Raw genomic sequence first — 18,231 nt, 5'->3', positions numbered from 1 at the left:
GGGAGTGACAATGAGCGGCAGCGCGGCCGAGCTCGGCGCCTTCGAGTCCACTGTGGAGCAGTTCGGCCCGCGCCGGGACCCCTCGGCGCGGGCCATCCTGGTCGGGGTCGACGGCTCCGACACGGCCATGCGGGCGGCGGCCTTCGCCTTCGGCATGGCCAGGCGCCAGGGCGCCCGGCTGATCGTCGCGTTCGTCGCGAGCCACTCGGCGCTGGCCGCACTCGGCCCGGCGGTGGCGGCCGCGGTCGAACACGACGCGATCGTCAAGCTGTACACCGAGTTGCGGGAGCAGATCCGGTCCGGCGCCGAGGAACTCGCGGTGCCGGTCACGTTCCTGAAGACCTTCGGCGACCCGTACACGACACTCCGGGACGCCGCCGACCGCTGCCAGGTGGACACGGTCGTGGTCGGCGCGTCGCAGCAGGCCGGGCACCGCTTCGCGGGCTCGGTCGCGACGAAGCTCATCCGGGCAGGTCACTGGCCTGTGCTGGTAGTTCCCTGAAAAGTGGCAATGTAAGAAACTTTCCAAGGGTAACCACATAGGGTTATCGTCGACCTACCCAGCGTCCAGGGAGGTCGGCTCATGAGGCGTCGGTTGCTCGCGGCGGTACTGGGTCTGGCGGTCACCGCCACCACGGTCAGCGGTACGGCGCAGGCCGCCGACGACGTCCAGTCGTACGCCTACGCGCGGCAGGCCGCTGGGCAGCGGGTCATCTACTCCTACCCGGGTCTCAACCCGCCCGAGTCCCTCCTCGCCCGCATCCGCGCGGGCGAGGCCGCCGGGGTGATCTTCTTCGGGGAGAACGTCGCCAGCCTCACGCAGATCCGCGGCGTGGTGCAGCAGTTGCGGGCCGCCTCGGCGCAGAGCCCCAACCCCAACCCGCTGCTGCTGATGACCGACCAGGAAGGTGGCCTGATCCGCCGCCTCCCCGGCGAACCCGCCCTCTCCCACAAGGACGTCGGGCTCTCGGCCGACCCCGCCGCCGCGGCCACCGCCGCGGGGCGGGGTGCGGGGCAGAACCTCGCGGGCGTCGGCATGAACGTCAACCTGGCGCCCGTGCTGGACGTGTTCCACGCGCCGGGCGACCTGATGGACCAGTACGAGCGGTCGTTCAGCTCGAACGCGTCCGTCGTCGGCACGCTCGGGACCAACTACCTCCGCGCCCAGCAGGCCGAGGGCGTCGCCGCGACCGTGAAGCACTTTCCCGGGCTGGGCAAGGCGAACGCGGGCGACAACACCGACAGCAAACCCGTGACGCTGTCCGTGCCGCTCACGACCTTGCGGACCGTCGACGAGGCGCCCTACCAGAACGCGATCGCCGCGGGCGCCAAGCTCGTCATGCTGTCCTGGGCCGTCTACCCCGCGCTCGACGCGAGCAGGCCCGCGGGACTGTCGCCGACCGTCATCGGTCAGGAACTGCGGTCGCGCACCGGGTTCACGGGCGTCACGATCACCGACGCGCTCGAGGCCGGTGCCCTGTCGGCCTACGGCTCGACCGGCAACCGCGCGGTGCTCGCCGCGCGGGCGGGCGCCGACCTCATCCTCGCCTCGGCGCGCAGCGTCACCCAGGGCGACCAGGCCGCCGATGCCCTGGCCGGCGCGCTGGCCGACGGCACGCTCGACAGCGGTGCCTTCGGCCAGGCGCTGACCAGGGTCAACGCGCTGCGGGCAAGCCTGCCCTAGGTGTATCTGGTCATGTCGGTGGCAGTCGGCTGATGGGTGGCCGGGTTGCGAGTGCGCTGTGGCGGCGTTGAGTGTGGTAGTGCTCGAGCCAGCGGGCAAGGGGCGCGGTGCGTTCGGTGTTGCCGGTGAAGACCTGCCGGTGGGCCCATTCGGTTTGCGGGGTGCGGTTGAGGCGTTCGACCTTGCCGTTCTGCCAGGGGCAAGTGGGGTTTGATGAACTTCTGCCGGATGCCGTGCTGGGTGCAGACCTCGCGCAGGGACCAGCGGTAAGCCCAGGCGTGGACAAGCTCGCCCGGCCGATCCCGCTCATAGCCGATGGCGGTGGTCTTGCTGGCCCGGATCACCTGGTCGGTCATTCCGGTGGGACACGAGAGCCTCCGGCTGGCGCGGGTCTTAGACAAACCACACCCCACCCGGAGGCTCTCCCCACGTCAAACGTCGACCCCCGCCACCAACGTCCTGACCGAATACACCTAGACGGTCGCCGGCACTCGCTCGCGGCGGTCGTCGTCCGGTTCGGCCAGCTTCGCGCCCTCGACGTCGACGTTCGGCAGGATCCGGTCGAGCCAGCGCGGCAGCCACCAGGCGGCCTTGCCGAACAGCGACATCAGCGCCGGGACGATGGTCATGCGGACCACGAACGCGTCCACCGCGACACCGAACGCGAGCGCGAAGCCGATCGACTGGATCAGTGAGTCCTCCGCGAACACGAAGCCCGCGAACACGCTCGTCATGATCAGCGCGGCGGCGACCACGACCCGGGCGCCGTGCGAGAAGCCGGTCGCCACGGCCTCGCGAGCGGGCGTGCCGTGCACGTAGTCCTCGCGCATCCTGGTCACCAGGAACACCTGGTAGTCCATCGCGAGTCCGAAGAGGACACCGATGAGCAGGATCGGCAGCATGCTCATGATCGGGCCGGTCGCCTCGACGCCGAGCGCGTCCTTGAGCCAGCCCCACTGGAACACCGCGACCACCGCGCCGAACGTCGCCGCCACCGACGCGAGGAACCCGATCGTCGCCTTCAGCGGCACGATGATCGACCGGAACACCAGCATCAGCAACAGGAACGCGAGCCCGACGATCAGCGCGAGGTAGGGGAGCATCGCGTCCGCGAGCTTCTCCGACACGTCGATGTTCGCGGCGGTCTGGCCGGTCACCGCGATGGTCGCGCCCGTGCTGTCGTGCAACCGGGCCGCGGCCGCGCGGATGTCGGCGACCAGGTCCTCGGTGGCGACGTCGCTCGGCCCGGTCTTCGGGATCACCTGCATGATCGTCGTGCCTGCCTTGGTCTGCGGCTGCAGCGGCATGGCGCCGAGATCGGTGATCGACTTGGCGGTCGCGGCGATCGCGGCCTGCGGGTCGTCGCTGCCCGCCGTGTCCACGACGACCATCAGCGGCCCGTTGGCACCCGGCCCGAAGCCCTCGGTGACCAGGTCGTAGGCCTTGCGCTGCGTGCTCTCCGGCGCCGCGGTGGCGTCGTTGGGCAGGCCGAGCTGCATGTCGGCGGCCGGGATCGCGACCACGACCACCCCGGCGATCGCCACCACGAGCGTCGCGACGCGGTGGCGGCCGACGAACCGGGCCCACCGCTCGCCCATGCCCGCACGGCCCGGCTTGGGGCCGCCGCGCAGACCGCGGATCCTGCCGCGGATCTTGTCGCCGGCGAACCCGAGGACCGCGGGCAGCAGCGTGACCGCGATGAGCACGGCGATGACCACGGTCGCGGCGGCCGCGACACCCATCTCGCCGAGGAACGGGATGCCGACGACGGTCAGGCCCGCCAGCGCGATGACGACCGTGAGGCCTGCGAACACCACGGCCGAGCCCGCGGTGCCGACCGCGCGGCCCGCCGCCTGTTCGTGGCCTGCGCCGTGCGCGAGCTCGGAGCGGTAGCGGGACACGATGAACAACGCGTAGTCGATGCCGACGGCCAGGCCGATCATCAGGGCGAGGATCGGGGTGTTGGCGTTCAGCTCGGTGAAGCCGGTGACGATCAGCAGTCCGCTCATGCCGACCCCGATGCCGATGAGCGCGGTGAGCAGCGGCAGCCCGGCGGCGATCAGCGAACCGAACGTGATCACGAGGACGACGGCCGCGATCGCGACGCCGACGACCTCCATCGCCCCGGTCTCCGGCGCGCCCCTGGTCGCGTCGCCACCGATCTCGGCGTGCAGGCTGGAGGCGTGCGCGGCCTCGGTGAGCGCCTCGCGATCGGCCTCGGTCAGCTCGAACGCCTGCTTGCTGTAACTGACCTGGATGAGCGCGAGGTCACCGTCGCGGGAGAACGACCGCATCCGGAACGGGTCGGTGGCGGCGACGACCTCCGGCGCCCCGTTCAGCGCCGCGACGACCTTCGCGACCTCGGCCTGCGCGGGCTTCGAGGTGAGGAAGTCCTCGCCCTCGGGCGCCCGCAGGACGACACGGGCCGTGCCACCGCCCACGTTGGCCTCGGGGAAGGTCTTCTTCAGGTGGTCGATCGCCTGCTGGGACTCGGTGCCCGGGATCGAGACCGCGTTGGACATCGTGCCGGACAGGCTCAGTGCGCTGATGCCGACGGCGATGAGCAACACCGTCCAGATGCCGGTCACCAGCCACCGGCGGCGGAAGGACGCCCGCCCCAGTCGGTACAGGAATGTCGCCACCTCGGAACTCCCCATGCTTCGCGCCTGCGTGTGGTTCTGAAGCTAGCCGATCGACAAGTGCCTTCCAAGCCGTTCGGCAAGTATGTGACTTGTCGAACAGCAAGTAGTTAGCTTGCCGAAAGGCTAGCTGAGGAGGTACCGTCGAACTCTCAGCGAGGAGGGGCGATGACGGCTACCAAGCCGGACACCCGGACCCGGTTGCTCGACACCGCGCTCGGGTTGTTCACCGTGCACGGCGTCGAGGGCACGTCGCTGCAGATGATCGCCGACGCGCTCGGCGTCACCAAGGCCGCCGTGTACTACCACTTCAAGACGAAGGACGAGATCACCGAGGCGGTCGCGGAGCCCGCGTTGCGGGAGCTGTCGGCGATCCTGGACCACGCGGCGACGCTGCGCAGGCACGGCGCCCAGGTCGACTACGTGATCGACGGGCTCGTGGACCTGGTCGTGCGCCACCGCGTGCTGGTCGCGGTGTTCTGCAGCGACCCGGGCATCGCGCGCGCGGTCGAGCGGTCGCTGCACGGCGAGGAGAACGTGATGACCCGCCTGCCTGCCATGCTCGTCCCGCCGGACGCGGACGACAGCGCGGTGGTCGCGGCCCACGTCGCGCTCGCCGGTGTCGCGCTCGCGGGCGGGTCCCCGACGCTCATGTCCATGGACGACGAGTCGCTGCGCAAACACCTCGGCGACGCGGCCCGCCGTCTGCTCGGCAGGCCACGTCGCCGTGAGGCCGGTGCTCCCTGACCCGCGTCAGTCCGCGTGGCGGCGCTTGAGCAAGATCCGCAACGCGATCAGCAGCGCCAGCAACCCCGCGAGCGGGATCATCGGCCTGCGGGTCGCGCCGTCGACGACCGGGCGCACCTTGGTCGCCACCGGTTCCGGGAGCCTGCCGACGAGTTCGTCGCCCTTCTCCCGCAGTTCCTCGGCCTTCTCGTGCGCGACCCGCTGCGCGCGGGCCTTCACGTCGGCCTTCTCGCCGAGCGCGCTCACCGTCTGCGCGAGTTCCTGGCGGGTCAGTTCCGCCTCGTGCCGCAGGTCCTCGTCCGTCGGGGCCGCACCCGGCATGGTCATCCGGTCGGTGTCCTTGGCGTTCATCGCTTGCCCGCCTCCTTGACCGCGTGGATGTCTTCCTTGGCGCTCTCCACCGCCGGCGACGGCATCGGCGCGCTCTGCTTGAGCTGCTTGCGCGCCATCAGCACCGCGACACCGGCGATGACGAACAGCACGGCCGCGACGATGAGCGCGGCCGCCCACGCGGGCAGCGCGAGCGCGAGCAGGAGCACGCAGGCGGCGATGAGCACGCCACCGCCGTAGAACGCGAACACCCCGCCCGCGCCGGCGAACGCGGCGCCCACGCCCGCGTGCTTGGCCTTGGTCTTCATCTCCCGCACGGCGAGCGTCACCTCGGTACGCGCGAGCCTGTTCACCTGCTCGGTGAGGTCGCGCACCAGCTCGGCCGTCGACTTCTCGGCGTGGTCCTGGCTGTGTGTCGTGCGCACATCTCGTGTGGCGGTCATGGCTCACTCTCCTCCTCTGCCGCGCGGTTACCCGACGTGGCTGACCTGGAAACACACGGTTCGTCCCCGGCCGAGCGGGTAACCGGTCGCCATGCGAGCCCTGATACTGAACTGCACGCTCAAGAAGTCACCCGAACCGTCGAACACGCAGCGCCTGGCCGACGTGGTGGCCGCCGAGCTGAGCAAGAACGGTGTCGCGGTCGAGTCGATCAGGGTCGTCGACAAGCGGATAGAGCCGGGCGTCCAGACCGACATGGGTGACGACTGGACCGAGATCCACGAGAAGCTGCTGGCGTCGGAGATCCTGGTGATCGCGTCGCCGACGTGGCTCGGCATGCCGTCGTCCGTGGCGCACCGGGTGCTCGAGCGGATGGACGCGATGATCTCCGAGACCGACGACGATGACCGGCCCGTCGCGTACAACCGGGTCGCGGGCGTGGTCGTCACCGGCAACGAGGACGGCGCGCACCACGTGATCAACGAGATCTGCGGTGGGCTGAACGAGATCGGCTACACCATCCCCGGGCAGGCGTGGACGTACTGGAACATGGGCCCCGGACCGGGCCCGGACTACTCGGAGACCGAGCACGGCCACGATTTCTCGGAGAAGACCGCGGGCACCATGGCGCAGAACCTGATCGCGGTCGCCACCGCGCTCACCAAGCAGCCCATCCCGGCCTGAGGAGGAACTTCGTCGTGAACGTCAACAAGGTGATGTACAAGCCGGTCGGCATGCTCGTCGGTGTCCTCGGCGGTGTGCTGGCGACCAGCGTGTTCAACAAGGTGTGGGGCGCGGTCGGGCCCGGTGACGAGGCGCCCGACGCCACCGACCGCCAGGCGACCTGGACGCAGGTGCTGATCGCGGCCACCATCCAGGGCGCGATCTTCGGCGTGGTGAAGGCCGCGGTCGACCGCGCGGGCGCGACCGGCTACCGCAAGGTCACCGGCGAATGGCCCGACGACTGAGGCGCAGCGACCCCGGCAGACCCGGGCTGCGCAGGCAGCGGGCCGGCCGGGGCTGGCGCTACTTCGACGTCGACGGCCGGCCGCTGCGCGATCCCGAAGAGGTCGCGCGCATCAACGCTCTCGCGATCCCGCCCGCCTGGCAGGAGGTGTGGATCTGCCCTTTTCCGAACGGGCACATCCAGGCCGTCGGCACGGACGCGGCCGGGCGGCGGCAGTACCTCTACCACGAGCAGTGGCGCGAGGAACGTGACGAGGCGAAGCACGACCGCGTGCTGCGCCTCGCCGCCCGCCTGCCCGCGTTCCGGGTGGTGGTGGACGAGGACCTGTGCACGAAGGGGATCACCGAGCGGCGGGTGCTGGCGGGCGCGTTGCGGATGCTGGACCGCGGCGTGTTCCGCACCGGCGGCGACGAGTACGCGGAGGAGAGCAGGGGAGTGGCGACCCTGCTGTGCGGGGACGTCCAGGTCCGCCGCGGCGAGATCCACTTCGACTACGTCGCCAAGGGCGGGATCGAACGCAGGCTGCGCATCCGCGACGACCGGCTGGCGCCGTTGATCACCGCACTGCGCAGGGGCCGCGAGCCGGACGACCGCCTGCTGGTGCACCGCGACGGGCCGGTGCGCGCGGAGGACATCAACCGGCGGTTCCAGGAACTCACGCGGCCCGAGTTCACCGCCAAGGACCTCCGCACGTGGCACGCGACCGTACTCGCGGCGGTGATCATCGCGGGCCAGGCGCCGCCGACGTCGGAGACCGGGCGGCGGCGGACGGAGAAGGCGGTCATGCGGGAGGTGGCCGAGCAGCTGGGGAACACGCCGGCCGTGGCCCGCAAGTCCTATGTGGACCCGCGGGTGCTGTCGACGTGGGCGGACGGGCGGACGGTGGAGCGGGCACTGCGCCGAGCGGCGGGCAAGCCGATCGAGGAGGTGCGACCCGCGATCGAACGCGCCGTGGTGCGGTTGTTGAAGCAGGCGTAGCGGGTCGGCCTCCGGCCCCCGGTTTCCAGCCTAGGCGAACTCCTATTTGCCGACATACAGTCGAGCTATGGGGACATGGGAGCACGTTAGCGCAGGTCAGGGCACCCGGGTGCCGGTGTTCGATTCGTATGCGCGGTTGTCGAAGAACCCGAACACGGGGGAGTTCGAGAAGATCGAGACGCAGTGGGCGGACAACCGGAAGGTGATCGAGCGGTTGGGCGGCGCGCTGGGCCAGGAGTTGGACGACGGGTTGTCGGCGTGGAAGAAGAACGTGCGCCGTCCGGGGTGGACGAAGCTGTTGGAGGGGGTGGCGTCGGGTGCGTCGGACGGGATCGTGGTGTGGCACACCGACCGTCTGTTCCGGCAGCCGCGTGACCTGGAAACGTTGATCGATCTGGCGGACAAGGGGTTCCGGGTTGTCAGTGCGCATGGTTCGCGTGATCTGGCGGACCCGGATGACCGGTTCATTCTGCGGATCGAGGTCGCGCACGCGGCGCGGTCGTCGGATGACACGTCGCGGCGGATCAAGCGCCGGTTCCGCACGTTCCGAGAGAACGGCATCGGGCACATCGGCGGACCGCGCCGGTTCGGGTGGCCTGGCCGAGACCTGACCTGGACACCCGGTGAAGGCGAGACGGACGATGACCGGCCGATAGTGCCGGACGCGCTGGTGCAGCGGGAACGCCGCGCACTGGTGGACGCGACGGACGCGGTGTTGTCCGGCATCTCCGAAGCGGTCATCGCGCGGGAGTGGAACGACGCGGGCCTGTTCACGGCTGAGGGCCGTAGGTGGGTGCGGCTGACGGTCAAGTCAGTACTGTCCCGTCCCACGAACGCCGGACTGATCGAGTCCGAGGGCGAGTTGGTCGCGACGATGCCGGGGGAACCGATCGTGGACCCGCGCAAGTTCGACCTGTTGCGCTCCAAGTACGCGGCGCGCCGCAAAGGACGGGTCGCGGGAGAGGTCGGCCCCGGCTATGTCGGAACCGGGATCATCCGGTGCGGTGAGCCTGGCTGCGGCACCAGGCTCACGGCCCGCAACGGTGACGGCTTCTACCGGGATCTCGCGTGGACACCGCAGCTTGCCCGCGCACTTCAGGACGCCTTGGAGATGACAGACGCCGAGTTCGCGGCCCACCTGGGCATCACCGCGCGCACGGTCACCGCATGGCAGCAACCAGACACGACGATCGACGCCGCGACCCGCGCGAGCCTGGAAACGGCGGCCCAGCAGGCGTCCATCACTGTGAAGAAGCGCTTCGCACAGTTGGCGAACACTCCGGTGCGGAAGAAGTACTACACCTGCGACAAGGAACGCCGGGGATGCGGCAAGGTCAACGCCGATCTGCGCGCAGTGGACCAGGAACTACGAACGTATGTGATCCTGCGCCTGTCGGATGACCGGTACGCGGCAGCGGTGGAGGCGGCCCGCGCCCAGGTCGCGGACCGGCTCTCGGCGATCAACGCCGAGATCGCCGAGTACGAACAGTTGCAGGAAGCGGTGTCCGAGCGGTTGGGGCGTCGGGAGTTCAAGACCATGGCCGCTTTCGACAAGGCCAACAAACCGATCGTGGACGCCCTGGACCGGCTCTACACCGAACGCGAAGCCCTGTCCGAAGGTTCGCCAGAGGGACCGACGAAGGCCCAACCAGCGGCAGCGATCGCGGCCCAGTGGGACGCCGCCGACAACTCCGAACGCCGCGCCATGCTCACCAAAGCACTAGGCGGCTCCACCCTGTACCTGGACAGGTACGTCAAGCGGCCCGGACCCCGGGTGTTCGACCGGAACCGTCTGCGCCTGGTCGCCCCGGACGGCACCACAGCCAGCCTCGACGTACTCACCTAATATTCCCGGTCTCACCCGGCAAGTGTTTGCGCCAGTACACGAGGTTGTTGCGGGTGGTCAACGTGTCGGGGTGGTCGGCACCCAGCACCCGCAACTGGTCGGTGAGCAGCTGCTCGTATTCGGCGATCGCACCGGCCACATCCCCCTTCTCACCCCGCCACCGTGCCAGGTTGTTGCGGGTGGTCAACGTGTCGGGGTGGTCGGCACCCAGGACGCGGAGCCGGTCGGTGAGCAGCTGCTCGTATTCGGCGATCGCACCGGCCACATCCCCCTTCTCACCCCGCCACCGTGCCAGGTGGCCGCGGGTGGTCAACGTGTCGGGGTGGTCGGCACCCAGCACCCGCAACTGGTCGGCGAGCAGCCGCTCAAACTCGGCGATCGCACCGGCCACGTCCCCCCTCTCACCTCGCCACCGTGCCAGGTTGCTGCGGGTGGTCAACGTGTAGGGGTGGTCGGCACCCAGCACCCGCAACTGGTCGGCGAGCAGCCGCTCAAACTCGGCGATCGCACCGGCCACATCCCCACTCGCACCCCGCAAGTACGCCAGGTTGCCGCGGGTGGTCAACGTGTAGGGGTGGTCGGCACCCAGCACCCGCAACTGGTCGGTGAGCAGCTGCTCGTATTCGGCGGTCGCACCGGCCACATCCCCCTTCTCACCCCGCCACCGTGCCAGGTTGCTGCGGGTGGTCAACGTGTCGGGGTGGTCGGCACCCAGCACCCGCAACTGGTCGGTGAGCAGCCGCTCGTATTCGGCGGTCGCACCGGCCACATCCCCACTCGCACCCCGCAAGTACGCCAGGTTGCCGCGGGTGGTCAACGTGTAGGGGTGGTCGGCACCCAGCACGCGGAGCAGGTCGCTGAGCAGCCGCTCGTATTCGGCGGTCGCACCGGCCACATCCCCCTTCTCACCCCGCCACCGTGCCAGGTTGTTGCGGGTGGTCAACGTGTCGGGGTGGTCGGCACCCAGCACCCGCAACTGGTCGGTGAGCAGCTGCTCGTATTCGGCGATCGCACCGGCCACATCCCCCTTCTCACCCCGCCACCGTGCCAGGTTGTTGCGGGTGGTCAACGTGTAGGGGTGGTCGGGACCCAGGACGCGGAGCCGGTCGGTGAGCAGCTGCTCGTATTCGGCGGTCGCACTGGCCACGTCCCCCCTCGCACCCCGCCAGTACGCCAGGTTGCCGCGGGTGGTCAACGTGTAGGGGTGGTCGGCACCCAGCACCCGCAACTGGTCGGTGAGCAACTGCTTGTACTCGCCGATCGCACCGGCCACGTCCCCACTCGCACCCCGCAAGTACGCCAGGTTGCTGCGGGCGCTCAACGTGTCCGGGTGGTCGGCACCGAGTGTGGTGGTGGCGATGCTGGCGAGGTTGTGGAAGTGCGTTGTGGCGGATTGGACGAGTCCGGTCTCGCCGACACTTCTGCCGTGGCGAAACAGGAGAGGGTGTGCGTCGGGGTGCCAGAGGTGGAGGCTCGCGTGGTGGTCGAGTGTGGTGGTGTTGTTGCGGAGGCTTTGAGTGAGGTCGGTGTCACGTTCGATGTCGGGCCAGATGCTGTACAGCGCGTCAGCGGCAGCGACCGCTGCCTTCGCGAGATCGATCTTGCGCATGGCGGTGCGGGTTGCGCGTTGGATCAGGGCGTGGACCCGGATCCCGCGTTGGGGTTGGGTGGTGTCGGTGGTGGCCAGACTAAGGCGGTGCAGGCAGCTCACCGAGCGTTTTGCGTCGTCCTCGCTGACCGGGCGGTCGATGCGCTCGGCGAGGTAGGCGAGTACCGGCTCGGTCGTGATCAGCGCGGCGGGGACTCCGTTGGGGTCGAGCAGGGACAGTAGTTCCAGCAGCGGGCGTACCACGCCTGCCGGGGTGAGGCTGTCGGCGAGTTCGATCGACAGTTCCCACGTTCGGTCGACGGTGCGTTGGTGATCGTCGGGGAGCTGATCGGGGGTGAGATCACTGCCCGCGCGGAACTTGCCTCGGTAGTCGGCGCAGGTGATCTGTGTGTCGATCAGGTACGCACTCGCCTGCGCCAACGCCAAGGGCAGATGGTGCAGTTCCTCAGCCAGGTCGGCAGCGCCGTCGAGGAGGGTGGGATGCGCGGCGAGTCTCGCGCTCAGGTAGGACCGCGATTCCGCTGCCGTGTAGGGAGTGACTTCCACGATTCTGCGGTCGGCGCGGGCCAGCGCGGCGTCACGGCGGCGGGTGGTCACCACGGTCTGCCCCGTCGCAGAGTGCGGTGGCCATAGCTGGGCCAGGTCGCTGGGGACCTGGAGATCGTCCAGGACGATCACCCAGCGGCGGTCGGTGGTGGCCAGCCAGTTCAGCAGCGCTACCGCCGCCCTTTCCACCTCGTCGTCACGGCTGACCAGGTGGAGGGCGCGTGCGGTGCGGGCGTAGCTGGACACGATCGTGTCCCGGTCGGTCGCGGTGATCCACACGGCGACATCGATCGCGGAGTCGTGCCACAACGGACGCACGTAGTTGGCGGCGATCTGCGTCTTGCCCACACCACCCATCCCCGCAACGATCGTTGCCGCCGCTGGCACCAACATCACCGTGTCCGCCTCGCCCAGGCTTTCCTCGACCGTCACCGACATGTCCCGGTGCTGGTAATGGTCGGCAGCCAGGGGAAGCACCCCGTCCCGGACCGGCCACCGCGGACCGGCCTCGGCTCTGTAGACATGCAGGTGGTTGTCACTGCCGACCTGCACGCCCATGCTCTGGTCCACCCGCGTGGGTGGTATCCGGTCGGCGTAGTCGGAGTGGTGGGCGGCCATCAGATCATCACCGCCGGGGCGACCGGTCACCGAGATTCAGCGTCATCGTGTTGGCATCGCCGACCTGCACGCCCGTGCTGTCGCGGACCGTGACGTCGTACTTCCCGGCACGCGTTCGGTCCGGGTCCACCAAATCCAGCACCCGGCGAGCGGCGGTCACCAGTTCGCCGTCCTGCTCGGCGTCGCCCGCCGTCAGCGCTTCTCGCAGAGCCTCACGCAGAGCCGTGGTGTCCGCATCCGGGTCGGCCTCAGCCTCCGCGAGCAAGTCCTCCGGCCACAGCTCCTCCGGGGACGTCTCCGACGCCTCGTCGAGCCCGTCATCGTCCGCGTCCGCTGGTCTACGGCGCAGAAAGCGGCGGACACCGTCCTTCACAGCACCGTAGGCCTCCGTGACAGCCGTGGTCGCCGTGGCCGACGCTCCGGCCACCGCGCCCGCCACCACCGCGTCCACGATCACGTCAACAGACACCACGACCCCCAGGGACAGTCGAACGAATCGGTCTCACCATGCCCATCGCATCCAATCACCGAACGTAACAGCATACGTCGCACAGGGAGGCAGCACGATCCTCCAACCCGCTCGCTACCCCAAACACAACGAACACTGCACTCCTGGGCATCCCAGAAGTGCACCGTCCGCACTGGCGGGAGATCATCGTCGCGATTTCTGATCGCGCCGCGCACGCCGGGCGTCGATACGGCGCAGCACGGCCCCCACGGCGGCGATCTCCTCCGGGGTCATCGGCGGCAGGGCGGTGACCGCCCGTTTCCAGTATCGGTACGACTCCGGATCGATACCCGCGTCCCGCGCTTTCTGATCATCATCGCTTCCTGAGTTCTGCGTCGCGTTGGTTGAGGTGGACAGTGAGTTAGTTGTCGTGGTGACCACCTCCCCGGGCGTCAGGGAGGGAGGTTCCGCGTGGGGTCCCGAGACGCCGTTTCCGGGGGGTTTTGGGTGTGGCCCGGGACGGGCTCCCTGCCCTCCCTGACGAGAGTTTGTGCTGTTCAGGGCAGGGAGTTGGGGTCAGGGAGGGGGTAGGGAGATCTCCCTGGCTCCCTGACGGCTCCCCGGTGGCCTCCCTGACCTGTTCGGTGGTGCGGTGGTGGAGTGCGGCCGAGATGTCTTCGGCGCGGATGACCATGCGGCCGTCGGACTTCTGTGGTGTGATGCCGTGGTTGGCGAGGGCGTCTCGCAGGTCGGTCAGGGTCCACTCTTGGTAGGTCGGGTGTTGTGCCGCGAGCCTGCCGAGAATCACCTGGGCGCGGACGCGGCGATCTCCCTGCATGGCCGCCGCGATGTCGGTCAGGTGGTCGGGTCCGGCGTCGGGTGCCGGTTCCCGTTCGGCCCGTCGTGGTGTGGGCAGTGCGCGGCCGTCTTCCTCGATGAGTGCCATGGCTCGCGCGATGATCGGGGTTACGTCGTCTGCCCCGTCTTCAAAGGGCACGTAGTAGGTGCGGATCAGTTCGAATGTGGCGTCGGTGACGCCGACGGCTACGCAGGTGCCCCGGTCGGTTCCGGTGCGTAGTTCGGTGGCGCGGATGCCTGCCGCGTACTTCCCGCTCCCCAGCAGGCCATCGTTGGCGATGTGGTCGGCGACGGAGAACGCGACTCCGCACACGACGTTGCGGGTCAGTTCCCGGGGGATGCTGTCCTTTGTGGGCGACGGCGTGGCGAACAACGCCACGATGCCGTACTTACGGCCCCGCTTGACCAGGCGCACGGCCAGCTCTGCCGCGCGCTTGCCGAACTTGGGGTGTTGGAACAACTCGTGACACTCATCGATCCCGACCACCAACGGGTGCAGGCCAAGCCGCCGCTGATCGGCCAACCGGCGGGACACCTTGGGTGGCTGTCCTGGTTGTGCGCCAAGGGTTTTCCCGCGCCGTTCCATCTCCTCGGCGAGGTCGGCCAACGCGATGCAGGCGGCTTCGGCCACGGCGTCGTCCATGCCCATGCGGTAGCGGGTCAGTCGTGGTGCGAACGGCTCGAAATCGGGGGACTCGCCGAGCACGTACACCCACAGCTCCACTGTCGGGTCCAGCGCGGCACCCAACATCAGCGTCCGCAACGCGGACGTCTTGCCCTGCCCGGGCCGTCCGCCGATCAACCAGGAAGCCCCGATCAACGGGGCGTTGAGGATCAGGCCGCGTTGGGACAGTCCGAACGGGACACCAGCGAACACGTCCACCCGGCCGCCGTCCGGCCCGGTCTCGTCGAGCAACGGCCACTGTCCCGCGCCACCGGACAGGGTGCCCTTGTCGGCCACCCACAGATCCAAGATCCCCGCTTCCTCACCCTGGGTCGGCCACGTCTCCAGAGCCGACCTACCGAGGTTCGCGGCCAGCTTCCCGCGCTGCCCGGCAACCATGTCCGCAGTGACGCCTAAAGGCAGCCTGACCTGCGCAAACGTGCCGTCTTCGTCCTTTCGAGCCGGTACCGTGTAGACCAGCTCCCCACCGTCCTTAAAGAACCGGTTCAGCGGCGACATACCGAGGTGCGCCAGCGCCCGGGAGATCATCCGTTCATCTACCCACGATTCCGCGTCATCGCGGTCCGGTTGGATCAGCCAGCCCACCCCGGGGTCCCGGTCGCGTCCCTCGAATGCCGCAGCCACAACCCACACGATCGGCGCACACATCAACAGCACGGGCACGGCGGTGGTGAGCACCGTCCACACCGCACCAATGGCCGCGTAGGTTCCGGCCAGCCACGGCCACATGTCCGCCCGGTCTAGGAGCGCGTCGACCAGCCACAGCACCACCGCAACAGGCGCGGCAACCTTCACGGTGATCACAGTTCGCCGGAGCACGATCCCGACGCGCGCCCAGCGTGCTTTCGCGTCCGCGCGGATCATCTCCTGAGCGGTGCGGCGCGCTTCGGCGTCACCGGCCAGCCGCGCCGCGCGGACATCGGCGCGCAGGTCCGCGTAGGTGGCCCAGGACCACGCCTTGACCAGCCACCGCCAATGCCCGCGCACCACGAACCACACCAACCGCAACAGGTCAGCCGGAGCCTTCCGCACCCGGTAGGCCGTCACCGACCGCGCCCGCCGCATCCGGTCCGACCGCCACACCCGGCCCGCCAGCAACCACGCCCGCGCCCCGCACGCGCGGGCCGTGGCACCGACCGCCGACACCAGCACCCGCCACACCGACGCGGGACCGTCCACACCGGTCCCGCGCACCGCTGGTGCGTCAGTGACGATCTCCGCGTCGAACACTCGCGGCTCCAACGACCGCCCCCGCACCGGTGCCCGCATCGTTCACAGGACCAGCCCCGTTCACGCCGTTCACGCGGCCGTTCACGCTCTCGGGAGGGTTGGTCATGCCCGCACCTCCCCGGACGCCGACCGGTCGGCGACCAGCTCCGCCGACAGCGACGCGGCCAGCCGGGACGACAGGCCCCGCGAGCAGCCGGTGACCTCCCGAATCCACGCCGGGGTGATCACCACGCCCGGCCGCCACGTGCGCCGCGCGGCTTCCCGGTACGCGGCGAACGTCCCCCGCCGACGACGCGCCGGACAGGAGCCGCTGAGAGCGTCTGTGCCGTCTCCTCCGGTCCCGGACTCCTCTCCGTCCGCCGACACCGCCGACGACTCGTCTGCGGCCGTTTCAGGCCCCGTCGCCGTGCTCGCACCAGTGCCCGCAGGTGCGTGAACGCTGCCGTTCACGCGAGCGTTCACCGCGACGGTCACGGCGTCGGAGAGCTTGTCGCGGAGGTCGGTGACCGCTTCGGCCGCGACAAACACCAGCAGGGGCGGGACGGAGTGGAGCACCACCCCGGCCGGACTGCCGTGCGCCCACGATGACCACGTGTTCATCACGTACGTGGCCGCCAACGCGAACCACTTCGCCGCACCCACCGGCCCGTCCGCACCTGGTAGCGGGACGTGATCTGTTCGGCCCGCAACACCGCGATCAGCACCAGCGACACCGTGGGGTCCAGCACCCACGCGGCCAGCCACGGCAACGACCACGTGTCGGCACCAGACGCGGCGAACACCTGAACGTTGGCCATCGTGAACGCCAGCCCGAGCACGATCCCGGCCCAACACAACCGGTCCACCTGCGACCGGACCCGCTCGATCCGCAACGCCACCACGTCCGGATGCGTCTGGTACGCCCGGACCTCCGCCGCTTCCGCCGCGTCCTGCGCCAGCTTCTGACCCCGCGTGAGTGGCACGTGCCGGGCGTCCTGCGGACCGTTCCGCGGGCCGTTCCGCGGACTGGGTTTCCCCAGGTCAGATGGGGTGTAGGTCGTCGTCGGCGTGGACTCTGAACGATCTTGGTTCATCGGCGGCCACCCCCCTTACGGGGGAGGTCCACCGTGGTCACCGTCAGAGCGCGGGTGAGCGTGTAGGAAGCGAACAGCGCGGGCAGCCCCAACGCCGCGACCACAGCCCACCCAGACGCGTGCGGGTGGGTGAGCACAGCCACTGGACACCCACGATCACCCCGGCCGTGAACAGCACCCGGCCGGTCAGGGACAGCAGCCGGGCACCGGCCCGGGCGCCGTCCGCCGCCGCCCGGGCGCGGCGCGCACCCGCGCGCCACACCCACGCCAACACGAGCAGGCACGCGGCACCAATCGCCACCTGTTCCACCGTCAAGGCCGTGGTCATCGCCGACCACCACCCGCACCGTCACCGGACGGTTCATCGCCGAGCTGGCCGCCGAGACGCCGACGACGGGACCGCCACACCGGGTACAGCGCCCGCACATCCTCAGCGGGCAGCGCACCCCACACCCCAAGCGTCTGATCACCCGACGTGCGCAACTCCAGTTCCAGGCACTCACGCCGCACCGGGCAGTCCGCGCACACCCGCGCGGTCAGCTCCCGATCCGTCAGGTCATCCCCGGTCCACTCCGGCTCCAACTCCAACCGGAACAGGACCATGTACGCCCCGTCCCGGGGCACCACCTCGAACAACACGCCGTCCGGCACGTCCGCCAACGCGTCAAGGTCGGCGGCTACCTGCGTGTAGTACTCCTCCGGGTCCACCGGAAAGAGCCCGTCCATCAGGCACCACCCCGCCCGGAAGCACCGGCAGGCGGCTCCGCGCACCGGTCGGCGACCGGTAGATCACCGTCCGACAGGTGCGCGAGCACGTGCGCCGGAATCAGCACACGGCCGCCACGCCTACGCACCACCGGCAGCCTGCCGAGCCGGATAGCGCGGCACACCCGCGAGTTATCGACACCCAGCAACCACGCCACTTCCGCAATGGAAAGCAGACGTGGAACCTGGGCAGTAATAGCGTTCTTCATGACTGTTTGTGTCCTTATTCTTGGCTTGCGACCTGCGAGTTTGCAGGACCGCTGCCTCAAGTAAGCCGCGAACAGCCGAATGCGACTATGACAACTTCGGAATATGACATTACGGCTGAGAATATGTGCACGTCGAACGCGCTACAACTAGCAGGAATATTCAGAAGAAGAATATATTCCGTGTCGATATTTCGGCACGGAATGTTGATCTATGCGTCCGCCTCGGGGGACTGCTTGAGGTCCGCAAGAAGGTCGCTGAACTCTGTGCGGCCGTCGTGGGCGCGCTTGCGGATCTCCTGGTCTAGCTCGCCAGCGACCATCAGGAGGGAGGGACGGCTACGACGACTGCCCCCTAGGGAGCGTCCTCAAAGTTGGTGAGGACAGCCTGGTTTGATCTTCAGCCGTGGTGCGCAGGCATGAGTTAACCGATGAGCTGTGGGCTGTGATCGAGCCGTTGTTGCCGCTCTCAGGTGTGAAGGGGCGTCCTCGGGTAGATGACCGTCGGGTGATCAACGGGATGCTTTACAAGGCCAAGACCGGGATCGCCTGGCGGGATCT

At 69.2% G+C, this 18,231-nt stretch carries 18 protein-coding genes and 2 pseudogenes; 8 read left to right on the top strand and 12 right to left on the bottom strand.

The window, feature by feature from the left end; genetic code table 11:
- Nucleotides 1–10: 10 nt before the first annotated feature.
- On the top strand, nt 11–502 hold the full coding sequence (locus ACYQ77_RS26265; protein WP_459715849.1) for a universal stress protein: 492 nt from the start codon (nt 11–13) through the stop codon (nt 500–502).
- A gap of 81 nt (nt 503–583) precedes the next feature.
- A complete protein-coding gene (locus tag ACYQ77_RS26260; RefSeq protein WP_459715847.1) occupies nt 584–1,684 on the top strand; it encodes a glycoside hydrolase family 3 N-terminal domain-containing protein in 1,101 nt (366 codons plus the stop codon).
- A 10-nt stretch (nt 1,685–1,694) separates the two neighbouring features.
- On the opposite strand, the pseudogene ACYQ77_RS26255 reads toward ACYQ77_RS26260, so the two are convergent.
- Together ACYQ77_RS26255 and ACYQ77_RS26250 are read right to left on the bottom strand one after the other, a co-directional pair.
- Nucleotides 1,695–2,040, bottom strand: a pseudogene (locus tag ACYQ77_RS26255) (integrase core domain-containing protein); the annotation flags it as partial.
- Nucleotides 2,041–2,157: 117 nt separating this feature from the next.
- Nucleotides 2,158–4,326 carry an MMPL family transporter gene (locus tag ACYQ77_RS26250; protein WP_459715845.1) on the bottom strand — a complete coding sequence of 723 codons (2,169 nt, stop codon included), beginning with the start codon at nt 4,324–4,326 and terminating at the stop codon, nt 2,158–2,160.
- A 165-nt stretch (nt 4,327–4,491) separates the two neighbouring features.
- Between ACYQ77_RS26250 and ACYQ77_RS26245 the strand changes: the two genes are divergently transcribed.
- Nucleotides 4,492–5,070: a TetR/AcrR family transcriptional regulator gene (locus ACYQ77_RS26245; protein ID WP_459715843.1), complete on the top strand. Its 579-nt coding sequence runs from the start codon at nt 4,492–4,494 to the stop codon at nt 5,068–5,070.
- Nucleotides 5,071–5,076: 6 nt separating this feature from the next.
- Here the strand turns inward: ACYQ77_RS26245 and ACYQ77_RS26240 are convergent, their stop codons facing one another.
- Both ACYQ77_RS26240 and ACYQ77_RS26235 read right to left on the bottom strand, forming a co-directional pair.
- Nucleotides 5,077–5,421 carry a DUF3618 domain-containing protein gene (locus ACYQ77_RS26240; protein ID WP_459715841.1) on the bottom strand — a complete coding sequence of 115 codons (345 nt, stop codon included), beginning with the start codon at nt 5,419–5,421 and terminating at the stop codon, nt 5,077–5,079.
- The gene (locus ACYQ77_RS26235) at nt 5,418–5,843 is read right to left on the bottom strand and encodes a phage holin family protein (RefSeq protein ID WP_459715838.1); all 426 of its coding nucleotides are present in this window, start codon (nt 5,841–5,843) and stop codon (nt 5,418–5,420) included. Before ACYQ77_RS26235 ends, ACYQ77_RS26240 begins: the two co-directional genes overlap by 4 nt.
- A gap of 91 nt (nt 5,844–5,934) precedes the next feature.
- Here ACYQ77_RS26235 and ACYQ77_RS26230 point away from each other — a divergent pair, with 91 nt between their 5' ends.
- The 4 genes from ACYQ77_RS26230 to ACYQ77_RS26215 all read left to right on the top strand — a co-directional run bounded on the left by ACYQ77_RS26230 (nt 5,935) and on the right by ACYQ77_RS26215 (nt 9,632).
- Nucleotides 5,935–6,525, top strand: a complete 591-nt coding sequence (locus ACYQ77_RS26230; protein WP_459715836.1) for a flavodoxin family protein — start codon at nt 5,935–5,937, stop codon at nt 6,523–6,525.
- Between the two features lie 32 nt (nt 6,526–6,557).
- Nucleotides 6,558–6,809, top strand: coding sequence for a DUF4235 domain-containing protein (locus ACYQ77_RS26225; RefSeq protein WP_459716453.1), 252 nt, complete (start codon nt 6,558–6,560; stop codon nt 6,807–6,809).
- On the top strand, nt 6,794–7,786 hold the full coding sequence (locus tag ACYQ77_RS26220; protein ID WP_459715834.1) for a DNA topoisomerase IB: 993 nt from the start codon (nt 6,794–6,796) through the stop codon (nt 7,784–7,786). Before ACYQ77_RS26225 ends, ACYQ77_RS26220 begins: the two co-directional genes overlap by 16 nt.
- Before the next feature lie 67 nt (nt 7,787–7,853).
- The gene (locus ACYQ77_RS26215) at nt 7,854–9,632 is read left to right on the top strand and encodes a recombinase family protein (RefSeq protein ID WP_459715832.1); all 1,779 of its coding nucleotides are present in this window, start codon (nt 7,854–7,856) and stop codon (nt 9,630–9,632) included.
- Here the strand turns inward: ACYQ77_RS26215 and fxsT are convergent.
- From fxsT to ACYQ77_RS26175, 8 genes and pseudogenes are all read right to left on the bottom strand, one after another.
- Nucleotides 9,625–12,435, bottom strand: a complete 2,811-nt coding sequence (fxsT, locus tag ACYQ77_RS26210; RefSeq protein ID WP_459715829.1) for an FxSxx-COOH system tetratricopeptide repeat protein — start codon at nt 12,433–12,435, stop codon at nt 9,625–9,627. The genes ACYQ77_RS26215 and fxsT overlap by 8 nt on opposite strands.
- The gene (locus ACYQ77_RS26205; RefSeq protein ID WP_459715827.1) at nt 12,413–12,862 is read right to left on the bottom strand and encodes an RIP homotypic interaction motif-containing protein; all 450 of its coding nucleotides are present in this window, start codon (nt 12,860–12,862) and stop codon (nt 12,413–12,415) included. Before ACYQ77_RS26205 ends, fxsT begins: the two co-directional genes overlap by 23 nt.
- Nucleotides 12,863–13,057: 195 nt before the next feature.
- Nucleotides 13,058–13,294, bottom strand: a complete 237-nt coding sequence (locus tag ACYQ77_RS26200) for a hypothetical protein (RefSeq protein WP_459715826.1) — start codon at nt 13,292–13,294, stop codon at nt 13,058–13,060.
- On the bottom strand, nt 13,275–15,626 hold the full coding sequence (locus tag ACYQ77_RS26195; RefSeq protein WP_459715824.1) for a hypothetical protein: 2,352 nt from the start codon (nt 15,624–15,626) through the stop codon (nt 13,275–13,277). Before ACYQ77_RS26195 ends, ACYQ77_RS26200 begins: the two co-directional genes overlap by 20 nt.
- Before the next feature lie 102 nt (nt 15,627–15,728).
- A pseudogene (locus tag ACYQ77_RS26190) lies at nt 15,729–16,588 on the bottom strand (hypothetical protein).
- A gap of 154 nt (nt 16,589–16,742) precedes the next feature.
- Nucleotides 16,743–17,027 carry a hypothetical protein gene (locus ACYQ77_RS26185; RefSeq protein ID WP_459715822.1) on the bottom strand — a complete coding sequence of 95 codons (285 nt, stop codon included), beginning with the start codon at nt 17,025–17,027 and terminating at the stop codon, nt 16,743–16,745.
- The gene (locus tag ACYQ77_RS26180) at nt 17,024–17,425 is read right to left on the bottom strand and encodes a WhiB family transcriptional regulator (protein WP_459715821.1); all 402 of its coding nucleotides are present in this window, start codon (nt 17,423–17,425) and stop codon (nt 17,024–17,026) included. Before ACYQ77_RS26180 ends, ACYQ77_RS26185 begins: the two co-directional genes overlap by 4 nt.
- Entirely contained in the window at nt 17,425–17,673 is a 249-nt protein-coding gene (locus ACYQ77_RS26175; protein ID WP_459715819.1) for a helix-turn-helix domain-containing protein, read from the bottom strand. The genes ACYQ77_RS26180 and ACYQ77_RS26175 overlap by 1 nt, the downstream gene beginning before the upstream one ends.
- Before the next feature lie 403 nt (nt 17,674–18,076).
- Here ACYQ77_RS26175 and ACYQ77_RS26170 point away from each other — a divergent pair.
- The coding region (locus tag ACYQ77_RS26170) for a transposase (RefSeq protein WP_459716451.1) at nt 18,077–18,231 on the top strand (155 nt) is incomplete at its 3' end.

Source organism: Actinophytocola sp. KF-1, assembly GCF_054661535.1.
This window is presented reverse-complemented; position numbering and strand designations above follow the sequence as displayed.

What these genes read in the sequence shown, in the direction of transcription:
- ACYQ77_RS26225 (WP_459716453.1), top strand. Translation starts at nt 6,558, where the DNA reads ATGTACAAGCCGGTCGGCATGCTCGTCGGTGTCCTCGGCGGTGTGCTG.
- ACYQ77_RS26180 (WP_459715821.1), bottom strand. Translation starts at nt 17,425, where the DNA reads ATGGACGGGCTCTTTCCGGTGGACCCGGAGGAGTACTACACGCAGGTA.
- ACYQ77_RS26185 (WP_459715822.1), bottom strand. Translation starts at nt 17,027, where the DNA reads ATGACCACGGCCTTGACGGTGGAACAGGTGGCGATTGGTGCCGCGTGC.
- ACYQ77_RS26240 (WP_459715841.1), bottom strand. Translation starts at nt 5,421, where the DNA reads ATGAACGCCAAGGACACCGACCGGATGACCATGCCGGGTGCGGCCCCG.
- ACYQ77_RS26220 (WP_459715834.1), top strand. Translation starts at nt 6,794, where the DNA reads ATGGCCCGACGACTGAGGCGCAGCGACCCCGGCAGACCCGGGCTGCGC.
- ACYQ77_RS26175 (WP_459715819.1), bottom strand. Translation starts at nt 17,673, where the DNA reads ATGAAGAACGCTATTACTGCCCAGGTTCCACGTCTGCTTTCCATTGCG.
- ACYQ77_RS26215 (WP_459715832.1), top strand. Translation starts at nt 7,854, where the DNA reads ATGGGGACATGGGAGCACGTTAGCGCAGGTCAGGGCACCCGGGTGCCG.
- ACYQ77_RS26265 (WP_459715849.1), top strand. Translation starts at nt 11, where the DNA reads ATGAGCGGCAGCGCGGCCGAGCTCGGCGCCTTCGAGTCCACTGTGGAG.
- ACYQ77_RS26245 (WP_459715843.1), top strand. Translation starts at nt 4,492, where the DNA reads ATGACGGCTACCAAGCCGGACACCCGGACCCGGTTGCTCGACACCGCG.
- ACYQ77_RS26235 (WP_459715838.1), bottom strand. Translation starts at nt 5,843, where the DNA reads ATGACCGCCACACGAGATGTGCGCACGACACACAGCCAGGACCACGCC.
- ACYQ77_RS26260 (WP_459715847.1), top strand. Translation starts at nt 584, where the DNA reads ATGAGGCGTCGGTTGCTCGCGGCGGTACTGGGTCTGGCGGTCACCGCC.
- ACYQ77_RS26230 (WP_459715836.1), top strand. Translation starts at nt 5,935, where the DNA reads ATGCGAGCCCTGATACTGAACTGCACGCTCAAGAAGTCACCCGAACCG.